Raw genomic sequence first — 19,177 nt, forward strand, 5'->3', positions numbered from 1 at the left:
AATGGAACAATCCGTAGAACAAAAGTTAAAAGCATTATGGACGCTACAGTCCATCCATACGAAGATAGATAAGATTCGCCAAGTACGTGGTGAGTTGCCTATTGAGGTTGCTGATCTAGAAGATGAGATCGCAGGTCTCGATACCCGAATTGAGAAAATCAGAACAGATCTAGATGATTTGGAAGATTCCATCGTGAATCGTAGAAATATGATTAAAGACGCACAAGCTGCGATTAAGAAATACGAAGGTCAACTCAATGAAGTAAAAAATAACCGGGAATATGATGCCATCTCGAAAGAGATTGAAATTCAAGGTTTAGAAATCCAGGTATGTGAAAAACGTATTCGTGAAGCGGAGTTCGAAATAAAAAACAAAACTGAACTTTACGAAAGCACACAAAAGAGCCTTGAATATAGTAAAGGTGAATTGGATGTGAAAAAGCAAGAGCTTGAAACCATTACCGGCGAAACGCAAAAAGAAGAAGACGCCTTATTGGATAAAGCAGCAAAGGCAGAAAAAAACATTGAAGATCGTTTATTAAAAGTTTATAGTAAACTGCGTGGAACGTTCAGAAATGGTTTAGCTGTTGTTTCCATTGAACGGGATAGCTGTTCGGGTTGTTACAACAAGATTCCACCTCAATTACAATCAGAGATCCGTCAGCGTAAGAAAATCATTATTTGCGAACACTGCGGAAGAATCATTGTAGATGAAGGTATCGTTTTTGAAGAAGAACACGCCTAGCCTTGTTTTTAATAATATAAATAAATAGCCCCGCGAGAACCGCGGGGCTATTTATTTATATCGTTTTGCAACATCTCTGATATGAATCCTATTAATATAGAAATTCCATTAATTTTGAATATGAATTATCCAACGATCCGTATGATGAATAATTTTTCCAAGTCTTTACATGCACTTTTTCTTTCCACCTTTCTGTTTTTAGGGGCAAATGCACAAGAAGAAACACTCCTTTTACGAAATCCAGATATCAGCGACAAGCACATTACTTTTATATATGCCGGAGACGTGTGGATAGCCGACAAAAGCGGAGAAAACCCCCGTCGTTTAACTGTAAATCCCGGTGTAGAACAAAATCCAACGTTTTCGCCAGATGGACAGCGTATAGCATTTACGGGTAATTACGACGGAAATATAGACGTCTATGTGATCTCTATACATGGTGGAACACCAAAACGCGTCACCTTTCATCCTACTGCAGATGTGCTTCGGGGTTGGCTAAATAATAATGAAGTTTATTTCACAAGTACGCGAGAATTCAAATACTCTTTAGGCTCCCGACTATATAAAACATCATTGAACGGAGAACTGGCTTCTCCCTTGTTGATGCCCGAGGCCTACCAAGGAAGCCCTTCTCCTGATGGGCGTTATTGGGCGTATATTAAAAATACAGACCCAACAGAAAGGGATCGCGTAGCGTTCAAACGCTATCGAGGCGGTGGTATGCCGTCAATTTGGATATTCGATACGCAAACTAAAGAGGTAGACATTGTTCCAGGAGAGAGAAGCAATGATGTGAAGCCTGTTTGGTTGGGCGACAAGGTTTATTTCCTTTCCGATCGAGACAAAATAGTCAATATTTTCAGTTATGACATCAAGACAAAAAACATAGAAAAACTGACAAATTATAAAGACTATGATGTGCGTACGCTGAACGGAACAGGAAACGAACTTACTTTTGAATATGCCGGTCGTTTACATATCCTCCATACTGCAACAAAAGAAGCAAATAGTTTAGCTATCAATGTGCATGCTGATGCCATGTATAAGCGACAGCATTATATTGATGTGGGAAAGGATATCCGTTCCTATACTATTTCACCAACAGGGCAGAGAATGCTGTTTGAGAATCGGGGGGAGATCTTCACCGTGCCTAAAGAAAAAGGTGATGCCCGAAACATTTCCAACGCCCCATCATCGCATGAACGTTTCCCTGCCTGGTCGCCTGATGGCAAATGGATTTCTTTTATTTCGGATAAAAATGGAAAATATGAATTGGTGCTACGTGATCAAATGGCAAAAGACGAGCCGATTTATATTTCTTTAGGAAGGACAACTTTTTATTACCAGCCGGCCTGGTCTCCCGATAGCAAGAAGCTTTTCTACAACGATGCTCATCTCAATCTTTATTACGTAGATATAGAAACCAAGAAGGTGACTTTAGTAGACGACGATCATCTTAGCTCAACAACGGGAAGAGTATCCAATCATTTCCAACCATCGTGGTCTTATGATTCCAATTGGATAGCCTATATAAAAAGTCTAGGAAATGGCGTTCGTACGCTATTTATGTACAACATGAAAACGAAGCAATCCACACAAATTACAGATGGTATGAGTGCAGTCAATCAACCGACTTTTAGTCGGGATGGAAAGTATCTTTTCTTTTCGGCAAGCACGAATACCGGATTGACAAATTCCGGACTACACATGACGGCTTATGAAAGAAATGTAAATTACAATGTTTACGCGTTTATTCTTTCAAAAGATACTCCTTCTATTTTTAAAAACGAAAGTGATGAAGAAAAGATAACAAATGAAAAAAAGGAAAAGGATGAAGAGAAGAAGGATAAAAAAGCAGATAAATCTGAGACAAAAGTCGATTTAGACGACATAAATCGCCGTATTATTGCTTTACCCCTTTCTCCTGGTCGATATTGGTTAAATGGAGCAGCAGAAAATATGTTGACTTATATGAGGGGTAATACAATATGTATATACGACTTAAAAAAACAGGAAGAAAAGATGCTCGTTGAAAATGCTTCTGGGTTTGATATTAGCGAGGACGGTAAGAAAATGTTATATAGGAGCAATCGCGACTTTTTCATTGTGGACACAGGGAAAAAGCCGGCTCCAGGCGACGGCAAAATAGAAATAAAAAATGTTAAACAGTTGGTAGACCCTGAAGCGGAGTGGAAACAGATTTTCTATGAGGTATGGGCGATGCAAAAAGAATTTTTCTATGTGGAGAATATGCATGGTGTGGACTGGAATACAATGAAGGTAAAATATGAAAAATTCTTACCATATGTAGGACATCGATCAGATTTAGGGTATTTGCTGAATGAGATGATGGGTGAGATGGTCGTCGGACATAATTATATTTATCCGGGTGATGAGCCAGCAACGCCTTCTGTTAATACGGGAACGTTAGGGGCAGATTTTGAGGTGGTGGAAAATGGATATAAAATCAACAAGGTATATACTACTTTAGATTGGAATCCGTCGCTCAAAGCGCCATTGGCAGAACCGGGATTAAATATTAAGGAGGGAGAATATATCGTTGCGGTAAATGGCATTGCCTTAAATAAGTCCACTAACATTTATCAATTGCTTGAAAACACGGTAGACAAACAGGTAACGTTGAAAATCAATAATACTCCCTCGTTAAAAGGCGCGCGTGAAGTTGTTGTGAAACCTATATCTTTTGGAGGAGAAACGAGCCTGCGCCGGATGGATTGGGTGGAATCCAATCGTAAAAAAGTGGACAGACTTAGCAAGGGACAGATAGCGTATGTTTACATGCCCAACACCGGACCGGAGGGATATACTTATTTTAACCGCTATTATTTCTCCCAGATGGATAAGAAAGCGCTTTTGCTGGACGAGCGTAATAATGGTGGCGGTTGGGTCGCAGACTATGTCATTGATTTGTTGTCCAGAGAACTTATATCTGGTTGGCGGATCCGAGACGGTAAAAGTTTTACTACACCAGGGAATGGAATTTATGGTCCAAAAGCGATGATTATAAACGAAAATGCGGGCTCGGGGGGAGATATGATGCCTTATATGTTTCGTTTTAAAGGACTTGGAAAGCTGATTGGGCGTACAACGATGGGCATATTGGTTGGTATCTCCGGTTATCCTCCATTGTTGGATGGCGGACGCATCACTTCGCCAAACTTCGGAATATTCGATTTGAATAATAATTATATCATTGAGAATGAAGGCGTAGCACCGGATATTTTTGTAGAGCAGATGCCGAGAGATTTGCTTGAGGGAAGAGATCCTCAGTTAGAGAAAACCATTGCCCTCTTACTGGAAGAAATGAAAACTTATCCATATCAGGAACTGAAAGATCCGAAAGATCCTGTTCGGGTAAGGTGACAAACCATAAAAAGGAGCAAATTTCACTCCTTTTTTATTTTAAAACGGTTGAAATACCTATTTTTAGCCTATGAACGCATCCGAGATACAACAAAAGAGTCCGTGGGCAGATTTGCTTTTTTTGATCATGGTCATGTTTGCCTGTGTTTTTGCTGTTTCGCTGTTTCTCGGCGGCCTGGGATATATCCTCTTTGGAAATATCGACTTCTTTACCGAGGTGTCAGGCGTTAATCCGGCGCAGAATTATTATGCCTATATGGTATTGGGAATTAGCTCTGCTGCTACATTTATTTTACCAGCTTATATTTTCCAACGTAGGAATAAAGAGGAAGAGCTGTTTCCATATCAAAATTTCACAGATTGGAAAACTTATGCTTTAAGCATACTGTTTCTTTTTGCCTTCGCACCTTGTATGTCGCTGATTTCGGACTGGAATGCCAATATGAGTTTTCCGGAGTCCTGGCGCGATATCGAGGACTGGATGCGTATAAAAGAAGATGAAATGGCTTTATTGACCGAGAGCATTGTTATGACAACCGCGTGGGATCGGTTGTTGTTAAACATTATTGTCATGGCGATTTTACCTGGTATAGGCGAAGAGTTATTCTTTAGAGGTGCATTACAGCAGATTGGAGCCCGGATTTTTAAAAATGAATATGTTGCCGTTTGGGTTGTTGCGCTTGTTTTCAGCGCTATACATATACAGTTTTACGGCTTTTTCCCTCGTCTGCTCTTAGGTGTTTTTTTTGGTTATATGGTGGTTTGGACAAGGAACATTTGGACGGCTGTCATCGCCCATGTTGTTAACAACAGCATGGTGGTTATATTGAGTTTTTATTATGCTGCACAGGGTAAAAGCTACACGGAACTCATGAAAAGCGATTCTTACTCAATAATTTTGTATATTGGTAGCTTCGTTTTCAGTATCATCATTGCTTTTATATTTTATCAATACACAGCAAGAATAAAATTATATGGAAAAAGGGTGGATTAAAATACAGACCTATACGGATGCTATTCGGGGAGAAATAGATAAACAGATGTTGGATGAGAACGGCATTCCCGCTGTATTACTCAATAAGCAGGATTCATCCTTTATGTTTGGAAAAATAGACCTTTTTGTCAACGAAAACGACTTTGAACAAGCCCAAAGGTTAATACAAGAAAACGAGTCGGAGGAAGATGAGAACTAGGGCGATAACAGGATTCTTTTTTATTGCGGTGTTGATAGGTGCTGTATTACTTGGCCCTTATACCTTCGTTCCTCTTTTTTCGTTGATAGCAACTTATTGTGTATATGAATTTTACCGAATGGTATATACCGAAAACACCCAACCATTGCTTTTTTGGGGTGTAGGCACTGCAGCTTTCGGATTGACTTTGGTAGGATCTATCCTTTTAAATCTTCTACCCTACTCTGTTCTGCCCCTTAGTATAGCAGCCGTATTATTAATTTATGTAGCAGCACTTTTTCGCAAAACGGCACATCCTATCCAGGACGTAGCATTTTCGCTTTTTGGACTCATGTATGCAGCCGTACCCTTCGTTTTTTTTATGGGCTTAGGGTTTGTGAAAGGCACATATAACGCTTATATCCCCCTTGGTTTTTTGATCCTGCTATGGACAAATGATACGGGAGCTTATCTCGCTGGAAGAAGTATAGGACGCCATAAATTATTTGAACGTATTTCACCTAATAAAACGTGGGAAGGATTCGTTGGAGGTGTTATATTAGCTGTGATTGCAGGGCTAATACTTTTCTATTACTGGCGTGTTTTTCCCTTATGGATTTGGGTGTGTATGGCGTTGATTATTAGCCTATTTGGAACATTGGGTGATTTGGTGGAGTCCATGCTCAAGCGTAACGTTGGTGTTAAGGACTCTGGAAAGCTATTACCGGGACATGGCGGTCTGCTGGATAGATTTGATGGTTTACTGATGGCAGCACCATTGGTATATTTGTTTTTAAAAAGTACACTCTGATATGACGATAGAAAAACAAACATTAGACTTCTTAAACCAACTTCGCGAAAACAATAACCGGGAATGGTTTCAAGAAAATAAGACGATATATGAAACAGCGTTAGCGAATATAAAAGAATACATTACACAGCTTATCGTTGAATTATCGGAGTTTGACCCACATATCAATACAGATATACAGGCTTCGCGCTGTTTGTTTAGAATATATCGTGATACTCGCTTTTCCAAAGATAAGACACCCTATAAGACGTGGTTTGCAGCTGGAATTTCGGTAGATGGTCGAAAACTGGATGGCCCCGAATATTACTTGCATATCGAGCCGGGTAAGCATTTTCTGGCAGCGGGATATTGGCGTCCAGAGAAGCATCATTTGAATGCTATTCGACAGGAAATAGATTACAGCTATCAAGAGATGGTTGATGCACTCGCACAGGGAAGCTGGACAGTGGAGGATCTATCCACGGAGGATAAATTAAAAAGAGCTCCGGCAGGTTATAGTGAAGATGACCCACATATTGAGGTGCTGAAATTGAAGAGCTTTATCTTGTACCAATCGTTTACCGATGCGGAAATAACGGGAGCTAAATCGTTACAGAAAGTTGTCGATACGGCAAAACGGATTTTACCCTTTAAACGTTTTATCCACCAAGCGTTAGATCAATAAGGTAAACTAATTTTACCCATGCATACCGCCGGAGAATCTTTAATCTGTTGCACATCATATGGTGAGCCCGACACTGTTTCATTGGCAAGAATAGCAAAAAGACAGGCTTCTTTGGCATCAGGATTTAATCCTAAAGTGCTGAATGAGGAGACAGACATGGAAGGAAGAGCTTCACGGATGTTTTTCATTAGTAAAGGATTGTGCACACCTCCCCCACTAACATATATATGTACACTTTCAAGGTCTTTGGATACACGTTTGATGCCATCCGTCATGGTTTGCGCAGCAAATTTGTTTAGTGTTGCCAAAACATCTTCCGGTTTAAGCGTAGATGTATCAGAAACAGATTGGGCGTTTTTTAAATAGGTTAAATTAAATAGTTCCGGCCCTGTAGTTTTTGGAAAATCCTCGCTTAAAAACGGTGATGTCAACAAAGCTTCCAAAAGGGTGACATGTACAGTTCCTTTTTCGGCAATTCGGGCGTTTTCATCCATTTCTAAACCAAATTGTTCATGAACAAATTGATTCATCATCGTATTTCCTGGCCCGAGATCAGTGGCATATGCTTTTAAGCTGCTTCCTTGTTGAGGGAGGAACGTGAAATTGGAGATACCGCCTATATTAAGCAGAAACCTGTTTTCCATTTCGGAGGTAAAAAGAAGGTAATCTCCATAGGCAGCTAACGGCGCCCCCTCTCCTCCTGCGGCCACATGCTTTTGTCGGAAATCTGAAAGGGTGATGATACCTGTTGTGTGGGCAATATGATCACCATCTCCAATTTGTAAGGTGCTGTTGGGAAAATTTGTTTCCCCGGTTAGACGTTGAGGAGCATGGTAAACGGTCTGTCCATGACTAGCAATTAAATCCACTTCTGATGGAGAAATTTTCCATCGTTCCAACGCCTGGTTAATGAATTCACCGTGTGTTCTTCCGATATAGGCGTGTAGTCCCGACAGTACCTGTTGATCTATCTGGCGTTTGGCAAATATTTCCCGAACGTATTGACGAAAAGCGTTATTATAAGGAATAGTCGTAAAATTTTCGAGAAATAATGTCGTATCTTGACCGCTATTGCCTATACGACATAATGCGATGTCCAAGCCGTCCAATGACGTTCCGGACATTAGGCCGATGATACGACGCTCTTTTTGTTTTGCGATTTGATACAGTTTTTCAATTTGTGGATTCATGAGGTGAAGATAGGAAGGAATTTTTGGTTATGTCGGTGGATAATTATATTTTTGGGCAAATATTATACGTATGAATTTTCCAGCAGAATTAAAATACACGAAAGATCACGAATGGGTTCGTGTGGAAGGTGACGAAGCCGTTATTGGGATTACTGATTTCGCACAACGCGAATTGGGCGACATTGTTTTTGTTGATATCAGTACAGTAGGGGAAGAAGTTGCTGCAAATGAAGTTTTTGGTACAGTTGAGGCTGTTAAAACCGTGTCAGACTTATTTATGCCTGCTACAGCTACGGTATTGGAAGTAAACGATGCTATCGATGCATCACCTGAATTAGTTAATACAGATCCGTACGGTGAAGGTTGGATTATCCGTGTGAAATTGAACAATCCTGCTGATGTAGATGCTTTGTTATCCGCAGATGGGTATAAAGAAGAAATAAATGCTGAATAAAAAATTAAAAAGCCCCTCAGAAGGGGCTTTTTAATTTTTTATTCCACAGTCATTTCCACATCACTGATTATTTTAGCACCTTGTGCTTCTATTGTTGTTTTTATAGAACTGCTTTTTGTGAAGTGTGTTTGCTTATCTAAGGTATAGCTACCGGACATTATTCCAATCTCACCGCCCGTCTCTTGCAACATTTTGCCTACAATATCAATAATGTATCCATCAGCACTTTCTTCACGGAAGGTTGAAGTCATTTCTATTTTTGAGAATAAGGGATTATCTGCTATTTCAGCCGTATTTTCCCAAGATTCTCCCGGTGCTACTGCTTTGTCAGGGAAGGAAGGCGACATATTGGAGAAAGAGCTTGCATCAAACCCTTGTGCTGCAAAACTAGGAGGTAAATCAATGTCTATTGTTTTCCCTTTTTCTGTAACAACAGATGAAATTTTTTGATCGATGATTTTGGAGAATTGCTGTCCCAGCATTTTTGTGGTCTCATCTGTCGCCTCTTCTTCTGAATTATAAGATATCGTCATCATACCGGCATCTATATCCGCCTTAATCGCTTTAATGACATTTTCAAGCGTGAAGTTTTCGTTTTCTTTTTTTGCCGGTAGCAACTCCATTTTCATGTTCATGTCCATGATAACGCTTTGAGGACCGTCTACATCTGTCTTCATGAGCATCTTGAGCTGAAGAGGCTTTCCGATTTCTGGATTGAGTCTAAAATCTACTGTTTCCTGGGCAAACGTGAGGAAGCCTATGCATAAAGCAAGACCGGTAATAAATAATCTTTTCATATAAGTATATTATAGCGTGAAGATAAGAAAAATTGAAAAAAAGAAAGGGTCTTCTGTGTAATATAGAAGACCCCTTTTTTTCAATTTTTCTATTCCTCAGTGAGGTTGTGAAATTACTTGGTAATATAAGACACTTCTTTTACCGCTTTTACCACTTTAGCGATGCTTGGTAGACTTGCTTCTACTAATGTAGGAGCATAACCAAGGGGTACGTCTGCAGACGTTACGCGGATAACAGGTGCATCAAGATAATCGAAAGCATCTTTCTGAACCTTGAATGCGATTTCGCCAGAAATAGAAGCTAATGGCCAAGCTTCTTCTACTACTACTAAGCGATTTGTTTTTTTAACAGATTCTATGATAGCCTCATAATCTATAGGACGAACGGAACGTAAGTCGATCAATTCTACACTAACCCCTTCTTTTGTTAATTCTTCAACGGCTGGGATAACAACGCGTGGAACCATTTTACCAAAAGATACGACGGTCACATCTGTACCCTCTTGAATTGTGTGTGCTTTACCAATAGGTAAGTAGTATTCTTCTTCCGGAACTTGACCCTTGTCGCCATACATAACCTCTGATTCCATAAAGATGACAGGATCCGGGTCAAGGATAGATGTTTTCAACAAACCCTTCGCATCGTAAGGATTGGAAGGGATAACAACTTTCAAGCCGGGCGTATTTGCGTACCAATTCTCAAAGTTTTGGGAGTGTTGTGCGCCCAGCTGGCCAGCGTTACCTGTTGGCCCGCGGAAAACAATCGGACAAGAAAATTGTCCGCCACTCATCTGGTGCAATTTTGCAGCTGAATTGATGACCTGGTCGATAGCAACCAACGAGAAGTTGAACGTCATAAACTCGATAATGGGTTTTAGGCCATTCATTGCTGCGCCAACGCCGATACCCGCAAAACCAAGCTCTGCTATGGGCGTATCGATAATGCGTTTCGCTCCGAACTCTTCGAGCATGCCTTGGCTTACTTTGTAAGCTCCGTTATATTCAGCGACTTCCTCGCCCATCAAGAATATCTTATCATCTTTACGCATTTCTTCGTTCATCGCTTCACGAAGCGCTTCTCTGAATTGTATTTCTCTCATCAGTTGTAAAATTGTGTCTTTTTTGAATACCGCAAAACTACTAAATAATTTGATATTTTGTAGTGGGCTTTAAGCAAAAAAAGCGTGAAAGTGCCGTAAATATAGAAATGTTTTGACAATAGGAAAAGGCTTAGCAGCTGCGATTTAAAGATTCCAGAAATTCCTTTAAAAAATCATTTAGATTCTTGATCGCTAATCCAATCTTCCAAGCATCTCGGTTTCTGGGCTCAATATAATTAGAAATAGCCCGGAATTGTAAGCAATAAATTTTCTCCTGTTCGGCTACAAAGAAAGCCGCAGCGCCTTCCATTGATTCAATCAAAGGCTTTTTATAGTGCTGTTGGAGCCGGATAATGGCGTCGGTTGCACCATGTACGTTATTAACGGTAATACCTTTTGCTTTATTGACTTGAGGAAGCTGCATATTGACCGGAGGATTTTCTGCATATATCCGTTTGCCGAAACCAAGCTCTTCGATTGGTATAAATAAGCCATTATCATCAGCTCCCAATCCAAATATTTCATCGGCACATATTTGATATACCTCTCCCAAGCATGCTGATTGATCCAGTATCCCGCCGATGCCAACGTGAATAAGTAAATCAACGTTATGTTTTTGTAGATGCCTGGTTAAGGCATAAGTAGTGGCAACCATGCCTACACCCGTAATGAGATAGGGTATACTGCTATCTTCCAGGAAGGAACGAGAGGGGTCTATTTCTTCTATAGTGGCGGCTACAACTAAGATCTGCATGTGAAACGAATCGCTTTAGCTGGTGAAGATACTAAGAATCTAGTTTTTATCCCCTATCTTTGTCTTATGATTTATATCACAAGACGCGAACGGTTCAGCGCGGCACATAAGCTATATCGGGAAGATTGGTCTCAGGAGCAAAATGAGGCGGTATTCGGAAATTGTTCAAATCCCAACTGGCATGGCCACAATTATGAGCTTTTTGTGACGGTAAAAGGCGAGATAAATCCGGAGACAGGTTTCTTAATTGATCTCAAGAAGATGAAAAGCATCATTTTGGAACATGTAATTAGTAAATTAGATCACAAAAATGTGAACCTTGACGTGGACTTCATGAGTGGAAAGAAAGCTTCCACAGAAGTTATCGCTGTGGAAATATTCCATGTGCTAAAGCCGTATTTTGATCAGGAAAACGTACAATTGCATGCTGTTAAGTTGTACGAAACGGAGAATAATTTTGTCGAATATTTTGGTGAATAAATAAGTGCCATTTTTTAATTTAAACAAATGAGTAATCTAACATCCTTCGAAAGTGAAGAACAAGATGGTTATATCAAAATCGATCAATATAATCAAAAACAAGTAGAAGAAATTGCGGCCTGTTATCCAACAATTTTACGGGCTATCGGTGAAAATCCGAAAAGGGAGGGGTTGATTAAGACTCCTGAGCGCGTTGCGAAAGCCTTGCAGTTTTTGACGCATGGATACGATGTTGATGCAGCAGAAGTATTGCGAGGAGCCATGTTTGAAGAAGAGTATAGCCAAATGGTGGTTGTAAAAGATATTGAGGTTTATTCCATGTGCGAACACCATATGCTCCCTTTTTTTGGAAAAGCCCATATTGCTTATATTCCTAACGGACATATTGTAGGGTTGAGTAAAATCCCGCGTGTGGTAGATGCATTTGCAAGGCGTTTACAAGTACAGGAACGGTTGACAAATGAAATACGTGATTGCATACAACAAACATTGAAACCCGCGGGTGTTGCCGTGGTGATGGAATGTAAGCATATGTGTATGGCTATGCGTGGTGTGCAGAAACAAAATTCGGTGACAACCACCTCTGCTTTTACTGGTGCTTTTCAAAATGATGTTACACGATCAGAGTTTCTAAGACTGATTACGGCATCGTTAGATTAATAGCATATTAGTAAAAAAAGGCCCTTTTTGATATCAAGAAGGGCCTTTTTTAATTATAAAAGAAAAATACCGATGCTTTAATTTATGTTAAAATTTTTTGTAATAGGGCGCTACTTGTTAATTTTGCGACTATGCTTGAAAATGAAGACGCGTTAAATGCGTATTTAGAGAAGACATGTGATACGGAAAATGAACTTCTAAAGCGGATAAATAGAGAGACTTATTTGCGGGAAACGATGCCACACATGTTGTCTGGTCATTTTCAAGGAAGAGTTCTTGCTATGTTGGCTAAATTAGTGAAGCCAAAGAGTATATTGGAAATAGGTACATTCACCGGTTATGCTACGTTGTGTTTGGCTGAGGGACTTGATAAAGAAGGAACATTGCATACGATCGACATCAACGAAGAATTGGAGGATCGTGTACGAGGTTATTTTGATGCTTCTCTTTTTCGGAAGCAAATAAAGTATCATATCGGAGATGCAGCCGAAATCATTCCAATGATAACAGGTGATTTCGATTTGGTGTTTATTGACGCAGATAAAAAGAGTAACCTTTATTACTTTGAAACGCTCATTGATCGTGTTTCTACCGGAGGGTTACTCTTAATAGATAATGTACTTTGGAAAGGGAAGGTTTTAACGGATAATCCGGATAACCAAACAAAAAAAGTAATTGAACTAAATGAAACCTTGGCAAAAGATAGCCGTATTGAGAAGCTGATCTTGCCCATTAGAGATGGACTTTTTGTGTTACGCAAAAAGTAATGGTTGAACAAAAATAAATGATATGCAAAAAACAAGTATTGGTAAGTATGTAATAATACTACTAATGTTTGTGTTTACGGTCACTACGACCATTGCACAAAAACTTTCACCAAGTAGTTATATTGCGGAGCATAGAGACATCGCTCAGCAATTGATGATCGAAACAGGAGTGCCAGCTTCTGTTATTTTGGCGGTCGCTTTTCATGAAAGCGCTTACGGAAACAGTAAAATCGCTAAACACTTAAATAATCATTTCGGAATCAAGGGTAAAAACAACAGCAAGGCTATTCGTTCAGCTTATAAAGGCTATGGATCGATAAAGGAATCATACCGTGATTTTGTGGGGTTGCTCCAACGTCGAAAAGCAACAAATACCATGTTTGAAAAGCATGGAACTGATGATTATCAAAGTTGGGTCAAAGGCATTGCCCGCGCAGGTTATTCTACTACCAGAGAGTGGCCATCTAAAGTGCTGGCAACGATTAGACGTTATAACCTAGATAAATATGATCAAATACAACAGCCACCTATTGCAAAAGGAATGTTAGCCAAAAGCGGTGCAGCAAAAATTCAACAAGATATATTGCTGAGTTCGATGGAAGCTAATGACACGTCAGCGGATTTTACATCGAGCGAAACCCATGTCGTAACAAAGGGAGATACACTTTCAGAACTAGCAACACGCTACAATACATCCGTCGATGTCTTAAAGAGACGGAATAATTTGCAATCTTCGAAACTTTCTATCGGTCAGCGTTTGTTGTTGTAGTTTATACAGTTGATAAGGTAAAAAAAGTTAATAAGTTTGCTTACAGCCTACAGCTAAGATGAAAAACAAGGATTTATTTCTACTGCTCGTTACTGCCATACTGGTATTGGGTTCTTGTGCTTCACGCAGAACAACACTTCAACATCCGAATTATGGAAAAAATAAGACCGGTCAAGTTCGCACTCCGCCTCGAGCGGCTACCTCAACCTCCGGGTTATCGTATATAGAGCAATATAAGGATATTGCTATCGCTGAAATGAATCAATACGGCATTCCGGCCAGCATAAAGTTAGCACAAGCTTTATTGGAATCGGGGAATGGGAACAGTTATTTAGCGCGAGAAGCCAATAACCATTTTGGGATAAAATGTGGTGGTGTGTGGCAAGGAAAATCGGTTACACGTCCGGACGACCATGTGCGAGATTGTTTTCGTGTATACAATGACCCTCAGCAATCATTTCGCGACCATAGCCAGTTTTTGTTGAGGAAACGTTATGAAAGACTGTTTACATTAGATAAGAACGATTACAAGGGTTGGGCAAAAGGTTTGAAGGAAGCGGGATACGCTACGAACCCACGCTATCCCGAACTACTTATTGATCTTATTGAACGATATCAGCTTTATCAGTATGATAGACCAGAAATATCTTATGTCAACAAAGAAAAACGGGAAGAGAAAGTAGAAGATATTATCCATGAAAGGGAAATTGAAGAGCCAGAGACAGCCATGAATACCGAGGCTATTAAAAATGCGGTAGCGATGGTGATTTATGAAGTAAAAGCAAACGATACGCTTTATAACATTAGCCAACGTCATGGCGTGAGTACCGACCAAATCAAACAACTGAATGGTTTAGTTTCTGATGATCTGTCCGTTGGTCAATTATTGGTTATCTCGAAATGATAACTTTGCTTTTTTAGGCTATCCATATATCATCACTAAAAAATGTTAAATTTTCGCGTATAAGCTTCTTTTCCCTTAGTTTTATAAAGTGAAGATCCTAACGTATATAGTCTTATTTTATTTGTTTTTATATGCGCCTGCCGTAGTGGTGGCACAGACCAAATCCGTGCAGGGCATCGTATTGGATAAAGCTACCAATCAACGCATTGGTAAGGCTTTTATAAAAAACGATGATACAAAGGAAAACACGTTTAATAATGCCCGGGGGGAATTTGAGATTGGAGTGTCTTTGGGAGACCTGATAATTACATCTAAAGAGGGATATTTAACGGATACCATCAAATATATCGGACAACAAGTATTAATGGTATATTTAGATCGTACTTCCATTTATATTCCGGAGGTGAGAGTAGTGGCGCGCCGCTCACCAGAAGAAGTTTTACAACAACGGAAAGAAGAATTTAATAAAGCATACAAGCTCGCCGATCCTGGCTCCATATTCAGTGTTGGGCAGACAGGCGCCGGGCTCAGTATTGGATCTATATACAATATGCTAAGCCGGGAAGGAAAAAATGCGCGACGCTTAACACGTTTTATTCAGCGAGAATATGAGGAAGACGTAATTGATTCCAAATTTACACGTGATCTCGTCAGAAATATTACAGGTTTAACAGGTGAACACCTCACCATTTTTATGAGTAACTACAGGCCGACCTATTATTTTGTTTCTGTTGCCTCGCGTTATGAATTGACAACTTATATTAGAAGCAAGTATGAAATATTTAAATTAAATCCTAACTTGCGCTTTTTACCAGAGTTACCAGAAATTGATTTAGAAGTAGATAAATAAAACACCATGTTTAAGAGCATAAACTTTCTGTTTGTTATTTTATTACTCGTTGTGAGCCAACAAGGTATGGCACAAATCGATCTTAAAAAGTTGAGGGCAAAGCCAGACACCAATATCGTGGAGAAGCCACAGGCACCCGTGACTAATCTGCAAGATGTGATGGTTCCCATCCCACAGTTAGATTTAGAAGTCAATTATTGGAAGCATTGGACAAAGTTTGGGATCAATATGAATCAAGCTTCGTTCAGTGAAAACTGGAGTGCCGGGGGGGTTAATTCCATTGCAATAGGTTTACTTGGTTGGCATAAATCCGAGTATAATAAAAATAACTTTCAGTATGTGACGGAAATTGACTTAAGATATGGAAAGATCCGTACCTCAAAAGATGGTCAGAGATCATTGGCTAAAAAGAACAATGACCGGATTTTCTGGGATCACAAAATAGCGCATAAACTATCGAAAAGTTGGGCAATTTATTTTGCGGTAACATTCGAATCCCAATTTGACGCAGGATACAAATATGGAACTGCTCAGGGAACGAATGAAGAAATAATTACAGATACTGTTTCAAGATTTATGGCGCCAGGGTATTTTACAGAATCATTCGGTTTGGAATATAAACCGGACAATACGTTCTCGCTACGTTTGGGTACAGGTACCGCCAGACAAACATTGGTACTGGATGAGCGTATTTCTAATAAACCAAATGATAAAGATCGATTCGGCGTAGACCTTGGTAGCAAATTTAAAAATGACCTCGCTTTTCAGGTTACGGCAAATTTAGATCGAAATTTATCAAACAATCTCAATATAAAAGCAAGGTATAATCTATTTGCAGACTATAAGGAACTTAGCGACCCAGACCATCGCTTGGATGCGACACTAACCGCGAAAGTGACTAATCTGGTGAATGTATCGTTATCTGGTATTATGGTTTACAACTCCGACGAAGACGTTAAAGTGCAATATAGCCAAGCTTTGGCATTAGGTTTGACGTATACATTGCCGAGATAGTATTATTGATCGGGGTAGAAAGTATTGTTGCGTTTGAGAAGGTTTTGTTATTTCATTTTTGTTTTATTCCTGTTGGCGTCCTGCGGTGCACCAAAACAGCGTGTATTGCGTAGTGGAAGCGCACCGATACTCCGTGCGGATACCCTTAAAATTGATCCGGACTCCATAAAACTGCCATCCATAGCCGAGTCATTAGCTGAAAAGCAGGTTATGGCATTACCCGTAGCAATCACTACCGAGGATAAAATCGAAATGTTGATGCGTGAAGGTATCAATAAGAATGCCGATTGGTCAGAAGCAGCTCATTACGACATTAGAAAGCCGAATTTTGTTATTATTCACCATACCGCACAACATAGCTTAGCGCAAACCATACGGACTTTTCAATTGGAGCACACCAAAGTATCTGCACATTACGTGATCGGTAAAGATGGTCGTATCGTACAGATGTTGAACGACTACCTACGTTCTTGGCATGCGGGAAGATCAAAATGGGGAAATATTACAGATATGAACTCGGTGTCGTTAGGGATTGAGTTGGACAATAACGGAAGAGAACCCTTTCCGGAAGCGCAGATAAATGCACTCGTGACGTTATTGGATACGTTAAAAACTAAATACCAGATACCATTTACTAATTTTTTAGGACATGCAGACGTAGCTCCGGCACGTAAGAATGACCCGAGCGTATTGTTTCCTTGGAAGCGATTGGCAGATAGTGGCTTTGGAGTATGGTATGACGAAAACAACCTCGTTTCTCCTCCGGATAACTTTAACTATATCGATGCACTTCGTATTATTGGCTATGATGTTAGTAATCTAAATAAGACGATTGCAGCGTTTAAACGAAAATTTATTGTTACGGATATTAGTGAGACATTGACGGAATACGATAAACGCATTTTGTATAACCTATACCGACGGTACTTTTGATTTCAACATTATTTGTAAAATCAACCCAAAGGTGATTACACATACACAGCCAACCAGGTTGAGCCATAGATAAGCCATGATGTCGGCTTTCCAGATACCGAAAACAACTACTTCAGAAAGTACCGCAGCCCAAAATACCGCCTTTCCACCAATACGTTTCACATAAAAGGCAACAAGAAAAATCCCTAGGATGGTACCGTAGAAAAGCGACCCCAAAATATTGACAGCTTCTAAGAGGTTACCAAGTTGGCTGGCGTAAAGTGCTACAGCAAGCGTAATAATGCCCCATACCAGCGTGAATAGTCTTGATGCATTAAGGTACCCCCTATCGGATCCTTTTTTGTTGATAAAGCGTTTATAAATATCCACAACGGTCGTTGAAGACAACGAATTTATAGCGCTGGCTGTTGCGCCCATAGAGGCAAGGAAAATAATGGCAATCAGTAAGCCGATAAGTCCTTTTGGAAAGGTGCTCGTTACAAACGAAAGGAAAATATAGTTGTTGTCATTAAGCTCCGCGTCGGGGTTATCTTTTTGCAATAGCGCCTCTACCTCTTTTCGTAATACCTGATCTTGTTGGTTTTTCTCTTGTAGCGCTTGTCGGGAGGCATTGATTGTCTCGAAGTCATCGGTTTTAATGGCCGTGACTAATTTTTCTACCCATTCTTTTTTTTCTTCGCCTATAGCCTCATGGCGTTGCATTATAGCAGTATATTCATCACTGTATTGGCTATTTTCAATTTTGGCAACCTCCACATTATTAAAAAATAAAGGAGGTGTATGGAACTGGTAATAGGCAAATACCAAGATACCGATCAATAAAATACAAAATTGCATCGGTACTTTTAGCAGGCCATTCATAAGAAGCCCTAATCTTGAGTCCCGTATAGACGATCCCGTTAGATATCGCCCTACTTGACTTTGGTCTGTACCAAAGTAAGAAAGCTGCAGGAAGAATCCGCCGATGAGCCCTGTCCATACTGTATATTGGTTGTTTAGATCGAAACTCCAGTCTATCGCGTTGGTTTTACCAGATTTACCAGCGATATGTAGCGCTTCATTAAAACCAATATCTGAAGGCAGGTAGTGGATAACCATGACACCAGCAGCCAATAAAGCGGTAAAAATGATACCCATTTGTAGCAATTGGGAATAAGAAACGGCTTTTGTCCCCCCCCAAACAGTGTAGAAGATGACCATCGTTCCAATAATAAGCGTTGTATACGTTACGTCAAGATGTAGGATGCTAGAAAGGATAATGGATGGGGCAAAGATGGTAATTCCAGTGGATAACCCTCTTTGGATCAGAAAAAGCAACGCTGTGAGCACGCGTGTATTCACATCAAATCTTTTTTCCAGAAACTCATAGGCAGTATAGACTCTTAATCGGTGAAAGATAGGCACAAAGGTAATACAAAGGACAATCATGGCCAGTGGTAAGCCAAAATAGAACTGCGCAAAACTCATTCCGGACGAATAGGCAAGTCCGGGTGCGGACAAAAATGTAATGGCACTGGCCTGTGTTGCCATTACGGAAAATCCTACGTTGTACCACGGTAGTTCGCGGTCACCGACGATGTAGCCATCGATATTTTTGATTCCCCTGCTTTTGTAGATACCGTAGACAACAATAAGCAGGAGCGTAAAAAAGAGTACTATCCAATCAATAGTACTCATGAATAATATTTAGTGAACCAATACATGAGTAAAACGCATGCTACGAGCCATA

General features: G+C 40.0%; 20 protein-coding genes. 15 read left to right on the forward strand and 5 right to left on the reverse strand.

The window, feature by feature from the left end; translation table 11 throughout:
• The first annotated feature begins 1 nt into the window (after nucleotide 1).
• The 6 genes from H8B21_RS05940 to H8B21_RS05965 all read left to right on the forward strand — a co-directional run bounded on the left by H8B21_RS05940 (nucleotide 2) and on the right by H8B21_RS05965 (nucleotide 6,776).
• Nucleotides 2–745, forward strand: a complete 744-nt coding sequence (locus H8B21_RS05940; protein WP_190312825.1) for a zinc ribbon domain-containing protein — start codon at nucleotides 2–4, stop codon at nucleotides 743–745.
• An 81-nt stretch (nucleotides 746–826) separates the two neighbouring features.
• Nucleotides 827–4,129 (forward strand): S41 family peptidase, encoded by a 3,303-nt coding sequence (locus tag H8B21_RS05945; RefSeq protein ID WP_223814854.1) that lies wholly within the window; start codon nucleotides 827–829, stop codon nucleotides 4,127–4,129.
• 70 nt (nucleotides 4,130–4,199) lie between these two features.
• Nucleotides 4,200–5,123, forward strand: a complete 924-nt coding sequence (locus tag H8B21_RS05950) for a CPBP family intramembrane glutamic endopeptidase (RefSeq protein ID WP_190312826.1) — start codon at nucleotides 4,200–4,202, stop codon at nucleotides 5,121–5,123.
• Complete coding sequence (locus H8B21_RS05955; RefSeq protein ID WP_190312827.1) at nucleotides 5,104–5,322, forward strand: putative signal transducing protein; 219 nt, start codon at nucleotides 5,104–5,106, stop codon at nucleotides 5,320–5,322. Before H8B21_RS05950 ends, H8B21_RS05955 begins: the two co-directional genes overlap by 20 nt.
• Complete coding sequence (locus H8B21_RS05960; protein ID WP_190312828.1) at nucleotides 5,312–6,112, forward strand: phosphatidate cytidylyltransferase; 801 nt, start codon at nucleotides 5,312–5,314, stop codon at nucleotides 6,110–6,112. Before H8B21_RS05955 ends, H8B21_RS05960 begins: the two co-directional genes overlap by 11 nt.
• Before the next feature lies 1 nt (nucleotide 6,113).
• Nucleotides 6,114–6,776, forward strand: a complete 663-nt coding sequence (locus H8B21_RS05965; protein ID WP_190312829.1) for a DUF2461 domain-containing protein — start codon at nucleotides 6,114–6,116, stop codon at nucleotides 6,774–6,776.
• Here H8B21_RS05965 and H8B21_RS05970 read toward each other — a convergent pair.
• Nucleotides 6,770–7,966 (reverse strand): anhydro-N-acetylmuramic acid kinase, encoded by a 1,197-nt coding sequence (locus tag H8B21_RS05970; RefSeq protein ID WP_190312830.1) that lies wholly within the window; start codon nucleotides 7,964–7,966, stop codon nucleotides 6,770–6,772. The two genes, H8B21_RS05965 and H8B21_RS05970, sit on opposite strands and share 7 nt — an antisense overlap.
• A gap of 70 nt (nucleotides 7,967–8,036) precedes the next feature.
• On the opposite strand from H8B21_RS05970, the gene gcvH reads away from it, so the two are divergent.
• On the forward strand, nucleotides 8,037–8,420 hold the full coding sequence (gcvH, locus tag H8B21_RS05975) for a glycine cleavage system protein GcvH (protein ID WP_190312831.1): 384 nt from the start codon (nucleotides 8,037–8,039) through the stop codon (nucleotides 8,418–8,420).
• A gap of 38 nt (nucleotides 8,421–8,458) precedes the next feature.
• Here the strand turns inward: gcvH and H8B21_RS05980 are convergent, their stop codons facing one another.
• From H8B21_RS05980 to mqnB, 3 genes are all read right to left on the reverse strand, one after another.
• Nucleotides 8,459–9,217, reverse strand: a complete 759-nt coding sequence (locus H8B21_RS05980) for a DUF6263 family protein (protein ID WP_190312832.1) — start codon at nucleotides 9,215–9,217, stop codon at nucleotides 8,459–8,461.
• Between the two features lie 113 nt (nucleotides 9,218–9,330).
• Nucleotides 9,331–10,317, reverse strand: coding sequence for a pyruvate dehydrogenase complex E1 component subunit beta (locus tag H8B21_RS05985; RefSeq protein WP_190312833.1), 987 nt, complete (start codon nucleotides 10,315–10,317; stop codon nucleotides 9,331–9,333).
• Between the two features lie 130 nt (nucleotides 10,318–10,447).
• Nucleotides 10,448–11,071, reverse strand: coding sequence for a futalosine hydrolase (gene mqnB / locus H8B21_RS05990; RefSeq protein ID WP_190312834.1), 624 nt, complete (start codon nucleotides 11,069–11,071; stop codon nucleotides 10,448–10,450).
• A gap of 66 nt (nucleotides 11,072–11,137) precedes the next feature.
• On the opposite strand from mqnB, the gene H8B21_RS05995 reads away from it, so the two are divergent.
• The 8 genes from H8B21_RS05995 to H8B21_RS06030 all read left to right on the forward strand — a co-directional run bounded on the left by H8B21_RS05995 (nucleotide 11,138) and on the right by H8B21_RS06030 (nucleotide 17,448).
• Nucleotides 11,138–11,551, forward strand: a complete 414-nt coding sequence (locus H8B21_RS05995) for a 6-pyruvoyl trahydropterin synthase family protein (protein WP_190312835.1) — start codon at nucleotides 11,138–11,140, stop codon at nucleotides 11,549–11,551.
• A gap of 27 nt (nucleotides 11,552–11,578) precedes the next feature.
• Nucleotides 11,579–12,211, forward strand: coding sequence for a GTP cyclohydrolase I FolE (folE, locus tag H8B21_RS06000; protein WP_190312836.1), 633 nt, complete (start codon nucleotides 11,579–11,581; stop codon nucleotides 12,209–12,211).
• A gap of 131 nt (nucleotides 12,212–12,342) precedes the next feature.
• Nucleotides 12,343–12,978 carry an O-methyltransferase gene (locus H8B21_RS06005; protein ID WP_190312837.1) on the forward strand — a complete coding sequence of 212 codons (636 nt, stop codon included), beginning with the start codon at nucleotides 12,343–12,345 and terminating at the stop codon, nucleotides 12,976–12,978.
• 22 nt (nucleotides 12,979–13,000) lie between these two features.
• Entirely contained in the window at nucleotides 13,001–13,747 is a 747-nt protein-coding gene (locus H8B21_RS06010) for a glucosaminidase domain and LysM peptidoglycan-binding domain-containing protein (RefSeq protein ID WP_190312838.1), read from the forward strand.
• A gap of 58 nt (nucleotides 13,748–13,805) precedes the next feature.
• Entirely contained in the window at nucleotides 13,806–14,651 is an 846-nt protein-coding gene (locus H8B21_RS06015; RefSeq protein ID WP_190312839.1) for a glucosaminidase domain-containing protein, read from the forward strand.
• 88 nt (nucleotides 14,652–14,739) lie between these two features.
• The gene (locus tag H8B21_RS06020; protein ID WP_190312840.1) at nucleotides 14,740–15,501 is read left to right on the forward strand and encodes a hypothetical protein; all 762 of its coding nucleotides are present in this window, start codon (nucleotides 14,740–14,742) and stop codon (nucleotides 15,499–15,501) included.
• A 6-nt stretch (nucleotides 15,502–15,507) separates the two neighbouring features.
• The gene (locus tag H8B21_RS06025; protein WP_190312841.1) at nucleotides 15,508–16,515 is read left to right on the forward strand and encodes a DUF3078 domain-containing protein; all 1,008 of its coding nucleotides are present in this window, start codon (nucleotides 15,508–15,510) and stop codon (nucleotides 16,513–16,515) included.
• Nucleotides 16,516–16,548: 33 nt separating this feature from the next.
• Nucleotides 16,549–17,448, forward strand: coding sequence for an N-acetylmuramoyl-L-alanine amidase (locus tag H8B21_RS06030; RefSeq protein WP_223814855.1), 900 nt, complete (start codon nucleotides 16,549–16,551; stop codon nucleotides 17,446–17,448).
• On the opposite strand, the gene H8B21_RS06035 is transcribed toward H8B21_RS06030, so the two are convergent.
• Nucleotides 17,428–19,125: a sodium:solute symporter gene (locus H8B21_RS06035; RefSeq protein WP_190312842.1), complete on the reverse strand. Its 1,698-nt coding sequence runs from the start codon at nucleotides 19,123–19,125 to the stop codon at nucleotides 17,428–17,430. The genes H8B21_RS06030 and H8B21_RS06035 overlap by 21 nt on opposite strands.
• Between the last annotated feature and the right edge of the window lie 52 nt (nucleotides 19,126–19,177).

This window comes from Sphingobacterium chuzhouense, from assembly GCF_014692525.1.
Classification (GTDB): domain Bacteria; phylum Bacteroidota; class Bacteroidia; order Sphingobacteriales; family Sphingobacteriaceae; genus Sphingobacterium; species Sphingobacterium chuzhouense.

Coding starts and splice junctions, on each gene's coding strand:
- H8B21_RS05940 (WP_190312825.1), top strand. CDS start 2: ATGGAACAATCCGTAGAACAAAAGTTAAAAGCATTATGGACGCTACAG.
- H8B21_RS05945 (WP_223814854.1), top strand. CDS start 827: ATGAATCCTATTAATATAGAAATTCCATTAATTTTGAATATGAATTAT.
- H8B21_RS05950 (WP_190312826.1), top strand. CDS start 4,200: ATGAACGCATCCGAGATACAACAAAAGAGTCCGTGGGCAGATTTGCTT.
- H8B21_RS05955 (WP_190312827.1), top strand. CDS start 5,104: ATGGAAAAAGGGTGGATTAAAATACAGACCTATACGGATGCTATTCGG.
- H8B21_RS05960 (WP_190312828.1), top strand. CDS start 5,312: ATGAGAACTAGGGCGATAACAGGATTCTTTTTTATTGCGGTGTTGATA.
- H8B21_RS05965 (WP_190312829.1), top strand. CDS start 6,114: ATGACGATAGAAAAACAAACATTAGACTTCTTAAACCAACTTCGCGAA.
- H8B21_RS05970 (WP_190312830.1), bottom strand. CDS start 7,966: ATGAATCCACAAATTGAAAAACTGTATCAAATCGCAAAACAAAAAGAG.
- gcvH (WP_190312831.1), top strand. CDS start 8,037: ATGAATTTTCCAGCAGAATTAAAATACACGAAAGATCACGAATGGGTT.
- H8B21_RS05980 (WP_190312832.1), bottom strand. CDS start 9,217: ATGAAAAGATTATTTATTACCGGTCTTGCTTTATGCATAGGCTTCCTC.
- H8B21_RS05985 (WP_190312833.1), bottom strand. CDS start 10,317: ATGAGAGAAATACAATTCAGAGAAGCGCTTCGTGAAGCGATGAACGAA.
- mqnB (WP_190312834.1), bottom strand. CDS start 11,071: ATGCAGATCTTAGTTGTAGCCGCCACTATAGAAGAAATAGACCCCTCT.
- H8B21_RS05995 (WP_190312835.1), top strand. CDS start 11,138: ATGATTTATATCACAAGACGCGAACGGTTCAGCGCGGCACATAAGCTA.
- folE (WP_190312836.1), top strand. CDS start 11,579: ATGAGTAATCTAACATCCTTCGAAAGTGAAGAACAAGATGGTTATATC.
- H8B21_RS06005 (WP_190312837.1), top strand. CDS start 12,343: ATGCTTGAAAATGAAGACGCGTTAAATGCGTATTTAGAGAAGACATGT.
- H8B21_RS06010 (WP_190312838.1), top strand. CDS start 13,001: ATGCAAAAAACAAGTATTGGTAAGTATGTAATAATACTACTAATGTTT.
- H8B21_RS06015 (WP_190312839.1), top strand. CDS start 13,806: ATGAAAAACAAGGATTTATTTCTACTGCTCGTTACTGCCATACTGGTA.
- H8B21_RS06025 (WP_190312841.1), top strand. CDS start 15,508: ATGTTTAAGAGCATAAACTTTCTGTTTGTTATTTTATTACTCGTTGTG.
- H8B21_RS06035 (WP_190312842.1), bottom strand. CDS start 19,125: ATGAGTACTATTGATTGGATAGTACTCTTTTTTACGCTCCTGCTTATT.